The 5,058-nt window shown below is 52.5% G+C and carries 4 protein-coding genes and 1 pseudogene; 4 read left to right on the top strand and 1 reads right to left on the bottom strand.

Going from position 1 to position 5,058, the window contains the following annotated elements:
* A partial coding sequence (locus QVO51_RS10200; RefSeq protein ID WP_288168169.1) for a carbohydrate-binding domain-containing protein occupies positions 1 to 1,019 on the bottom strand: 1,019 nt, incomplete at its 3' end.
* Positions 1,020 to 1,492: 473 nt separating this feature from the next.
* Here QVO51_RS10200 and QVO51_RS10195 point away from each other — a divergent pair.
* The 4 genes and pseudogenes from QVO51_RS10195 to QVO51_RS10180 form a co-directional block, all read left to right on the top strand.
* The gene (locus QVO51_RS10195; protein WP_015557207.1) at positions 1,493 to 2,242 is read left to right on the top strand and encodes a polyphosphate polymerase domain-containing protein; all 750 of its coding nucleotides are present in this window, start codon (positions 1,493 to 1,495) and stop codon (positions 2,240 to 2,242) included.
* Complete coding sequence (locus QVO51_RS10190) at positions 2,235 to 2,936, top strand: DUF4956 domain-containing protein (protein ID WP_022358309.1); 702 nt, start codon at positions 2,235 to 2,237, stop codon at positions 2,934 to 2,936. The genes QVO51_RS10195 and QVO51_RS10190 overlap by 8 nt, the downstream gene beginning before the upstream one ends.
* 95 nt (positions 2,937 to 3,031) lie before the next feature.
* Positions 3,032 to 4,432 carry a carbohydrate-binding domain-containing protein gene (locus QVO51_RS10185; protein WP_288168166.1) on the top strand — a complete coding sequence of 467 codons (1,401 nt, stop codon included), beginning with the start codon at positions 3,032 to 3,034 and terminating at the stop codon, positions 4,430 to 4,432.
* 141 nt (positions 4,433 to 4,573) lie between these two features.
* A pseudogene (locus QVO51_RS10180) lies at positions 4,574 to 5,058 on the top strand (hypothetical protein); the annotation flags it as partial.

Below are 5,058 nucleotides of genomic sequence, written 5' to 3'. Positions count from 1 at the left end.
CCGGTAATATTCGTAGCGGTAATGCTGGTCAGACCCCGGTCGCCACATGCCAGCACGGTACCGGCAGAAATGTCAATGGTGGTTTCCGCCTGAATAGCATCATTCCCGGCCTTGACGCTTACATTGCCGCCGGAGATATTCACATCCGCCTTGGTAGACTTGATGCCGTCTCCGGTGGCGTTGACCTTCACCGTACCGTCCTTGATGCGCACACTCTGCTTTGCCCGGATACCGTCCATCTTGGTGGTGGTATTTTCCGTAATGACAGTAATATCACCGCCGGTGATTTTGAGATCGTTGTTGCAGTGGATGCCATACTGGGTGGATGCGGTCACAACCAGTGCACCCTCCCCCTTGATGGTCATGTCATCCTTGGTATAAATGGCTGCGGTATTTTCTGTATAGGTGGTGCCGTCATACACATAATTGGTGGTACCTGCAACCAGGTTCAAAGAGGTGTTTTCCGCATTCTCAACCAGGATCGGGGCAGCGGAAACGCCGGTGATGTTCACGCCGTTGAGGAACAGCTTGACGGTTTCAGCATCCGCCACAATATCCGGTACATTGACTACGATCTGTCCATCCGTCAGAGTACCGTCAATATAATAACTACCGGATGCGTCAATGGTCACCGTTTTATTGCTGTTGCTCAGCGTAGCGTGATCCCCCTCTACTTCAATGAAAGTGTCCTTCAGGTGGATATATGTAGGCTCAGCCTGCGGGGTGGAAGCCAGCCTCTGACCCTTGAGCAATGCAAGATCTACGCTGTTCAGCACACCGTCTCCGTTGAGATCCCCGTTTTCTGCTGCCGTTGCAGTGAGGGTCGCTTTCCGGATCAGATACTGCTGCAAAGCGGTCACATCCTTTGCATCCACAGTGCCGTCCAAGTTTACATCGCCTGCAACCGTGGCTGCTGCGCTGACGGATGCGCCGGTGCGAATCACACCGCTGGTACACAGAACGCTCAGCGCCAGCATACCGGCAAGCATTCTGCGCCTGTTTGCTTTCCCAGACTTCATGATCATCTACTCCTTTATTCAATCATTTTGGCGTGCCGCATGGGCTTTCTGCGGCATTGCCTTGACACGGGGATACGCCCCGGGTTCTGCCAATATACATAGTATAATGCCCCATTCTTAAAATAGTCTTAAAAAGCAGAAGCATACCGCAAAAAGTATACAAATTCCGCCATGCAGGTTTATAGCTTTTGGGCAACACCACTGAGAGCCAGTTTCATACAATGCTGCCTTTCTGCACAAAGCGGGCCCCCGTTTTTCTACAAATGTCACAATTTTCGTAATGGTGATCCTATGAAAAAAGGATGAAAAGCAATTGAAAGTGTATATATACTTGTGAAAACCGGCAAAAAGCACACCATTCTTAAGACTATTTTAAGAAACCCTTGATAGAATAAAGGCAAGAAAACAGCAGAAAGGAGATACTGCCTCAGCAGTAGAACAATGGGGAGGAACACTGCTGGACAAACACGCCTATGGCAATTCGTACTTTTCAGCGGCGGGAAGTAAAATTCCTGCTTTCCAAAGCGCAGTATGACGCACTTCAGCCCATTCTTCTGGACTATATGAATCCGGACAAATATTGCGTGAACGGCAAGGAATACGGGGTCTATAATGTATATTACGACACCGATGACAATTTCCTGATCCGGGAATCCCTTGCCAAGCCCTATTACAAGGAAAAGATCCGGCTGCGCAGCTATGCCTCGCCTGCAGGACCGGAGGACACGGTTTTTCTGGAAATCAAGAAAAAGATCGGCGGCATTGTAACAAAGCGTCGAGTGACCATGACCCTGCAGCAGGCAAATGCCTACATACAGACCCGGGTCAAGCCTCAGTCGGAAAAGTTCCTGCAAATGCAGGTGCTCAAGGAGCTGGACGTTTTCCTCAACAACTATGCCGTTTCCCCCAAGCAGTATATCAGCTACCAGCGCTCCGCCTTTTTCGGCAAGGACAACAGCGACTTTCGTCTGACCTTTGACCGTCAGATCACTGCCCGGCGGGAGGATATTTCTCTTGCCTCCGGCAATTACGGAAGCCAGATCATCCGGCCGGATCAGCGGCTGATGGAGATCAAAGTGACCGACTCCATTCCCAAATGGCTCTCCGATGCCTTATCAGAGCTGAACATCTACAAAACCAGCTTTTCTAAGTACGGCACTGCTTACAAGCAGTATATCCGAAGCAAAATCGAAGAAGATAGGAGCGTAATGATTTATGCCTGAAAACATTTTTGGAATCAAGTCCATTCTCACCGCATCCACCATGACCATCGGAGAATTTCTCACCTGTATTCTCTGTTCCACCCTGTTGGGCTTTCTCATCAGCCTGATCTACATATTCACCCACCGGAAGACCGGCTACTCCCAGAGCTATGTGCTGACCATGACCATGCTGCCTGCCATCATCGCCGTAATCATCCTCATCATCGGGGACAGCGTATCCAGCGCACTGAGTCTGGCTGGCGCATTTACCCTGGTGCGGTTCCGAAGCGCTCCCGGCGACCCCAAGGACATTGCTTATGTGTTCTTTGCAATGGCGGTGGGTCTGTGCTGCGGTATGGGATATATCGGCTGCGCATTCCTGTTCTTCCTGCTGCTGGGTATTATCATGTTCGTGCTGAATACAGTACATTACGGTGCCCCAAATGTCAGCGATATGACCCTGAAAATCACCATTCCGGAAAATCTGAATTATATGGGTCTGTTTGACCGGGTACTGACGGAAAACACCACCTACTGGCGGCTCAAGCGGGTCAAGACCACGGACTTCGGCACCCTGTTCGACCTGGTTTACAGCATCAAGGTGAAGAACGATATCGACCAGAAGAAATTCATTGACGATCTCCGGGCACTGAACGGCAATCTCAACGTAACCCTGGTATTGTACAAGTACGACGACAAGATCTACGAAAAATGATCCATCACAGGGCTGAGGATGCTGCATGCGTCCCCGGCCTTGCGGTGTTTGCTGCCGCCCGGCTGATGAACAGGGCGGAGAAATGGGGAACCAATATGAAACGTATGCTTGCTTTGCTTGCCGCCTGTGCCATGCTCTGCACGCTCGCAGCCTGCGGACAACAGGAAGAAGGCTCTACTGCTGGAAGCGGGAATGCAGCCCCGACAGATTCTGTGCAGGATTCCGCAACGGGCAGCAAACCGGCAGATTCCACAACACCGGAGGATTCCTCCAAAGCGGAGGAATCCGGCAGCGACAGCCGAAAAGATCCGGATGCACCGGAACATTCCGAATCCAGCGGAACGGATTCCGCTGTACAGTCCCCGGAGCACAATGGGGACACTCCCTCCGGTTCTGACACCGAAAACAGCCAACCGGACAATCCCTCCTCCGGCGAGCAGAAGCCTGCCGCCTCCACACCAACGCAGCAGGAGCAGCAAAGCCCGACGGCAACCACCGCTGCCCAGGAGGATTCCACCCCTGCATCAGACGTCAAGACCATCACCCTGTTGGGAGACAGTGTGCGCTTTGAAGGCAAGGGCATTGCCGCCCGTGGCTCCAAGGTAGGGATCACCAAGGGTGGCACCTATCGGATCAGCGGCAGTCTGTCCGACGGACAGATTGAAATCAATACAGAGAAAAAGGTGGTACTGCAGTTGGATGGAGTGTCCATCAAAAACTCCGCCGGTTCCGCCATCAACGTGATCAATGCCAAGCGGGTGAATGTGGAACTGATGCCCGGAACTGTCAACAGCCTGGAGGACGGCAGCATACAGCACGATGTGGACAAGGGCGCATTGTTCTCCAATGACACGCTGGAGATCGGTGGCAGCGGCACTCTGAACATCCGCTCCAACTACGCCCACGGCATTGCCAGCGACGATGACATCATTGTCAACGGCGGCAGGCTCCACATTGTCTCCACCAAAAGCGGACTGTTTGCCAACGATGATATTACCATCAACGGAGGTACACTGTACTGCGATGCGGGCACCAACGGCATCAAGTGCAAGAACACCATTTCCATCAACGGGGGCACTTCTGTGCTCATGGGAGGCACCCGGGAAGAAAAGGGTGCCGTGATCGCCGTGGGCGGGTTCACCATCAACGGCGGCACCCTGTACGCAGTGGGAAACACCTGTACCCTGCCCCTTGCATCCTCCGGTCAGAATGCGGTGGCTGTGACCTTCGCTTCTGCCTTGTCGGCAAATATGCTGACACGGATCGCATCCGGCTCCAGTCCCCTGTTCACTCTGTCATCTCCGAGAGCCTATAAAACCGTGCTCTATTCCGGCAGCGGTCTGCGGGAGGGCGCATCCTACACGGTTTCCACCGGCGGCATGGTATCCGGTGGCAGTACTGCTGACTATGTAACCACCGGCGGCACCTACAGCGGCGGCACGGATCGAGGTACATACAAAACCACCGGCAGGGTTTCATCCTTTTCCGTTTCCTAAACAACTCCCCGAAGGACGTGTGTCTTTCGGGGAATCTTTTGTTTTCCGACTGCTGCAATTGACTTTTCCCTCTTTTTTTGGTATGATTAAAGTATAAGTAAACTGGTGCGGGATTCATGAAATCAATCGAAGGGGATCGAAATGCAAGAAAGAAAAAGAATTGCGGTTATCATGAATGAGAGCGAAAGCGTCTATCAACAGCGCATGCTCAAAGGGATCATTACCCAGGCGTACAGTCTGAATTGGGATGTTGCGGTATTTTCCTGTCTGACCAATTACTATTACGACTGTGCGCACCAGACCTCCGAGCATAATATTTTTGCTCTGATTAATTACAAGAAATTTGATGGGCTGCTGTATGCCCGCAGTACCATCCGGAACGAGCATCTGCAGGAAAAGCTGGATGCTGAGCTGCGGCAGAATTGCCGGATACCCATCGTTCTGCTGGATGAACCCAGCGACACCCTGCCCTATGTGCTAACGGACGACCGTTCCGCCTTCCGGCAGCTGACGGAGCATTTTATCACGGTGCATGGCATGACGGATATTTACTGCCTCACCGGATTCCAGGGGAACCCTCTGGCAGAGCAGCGGGTCACAGGCTATCGGCAGGCACTGGAGGCTCA

Source organism: Ruminococcus sp. CAG:379, assembly GCF_000434255.1.
GTDB classification, from domain to species: domain Bacteria; phylum Bacillota; class Clostridia; order Oscillospirales; family Ruminococcaceae; genus Ruminococcus_F; species Ruminococcus_F champanellensis.
The sequence above is the reverse complement of the archived record's forward strand: the minus strand, read 5'-3'. Positions and strand labels throughout refer to the sequence as shown.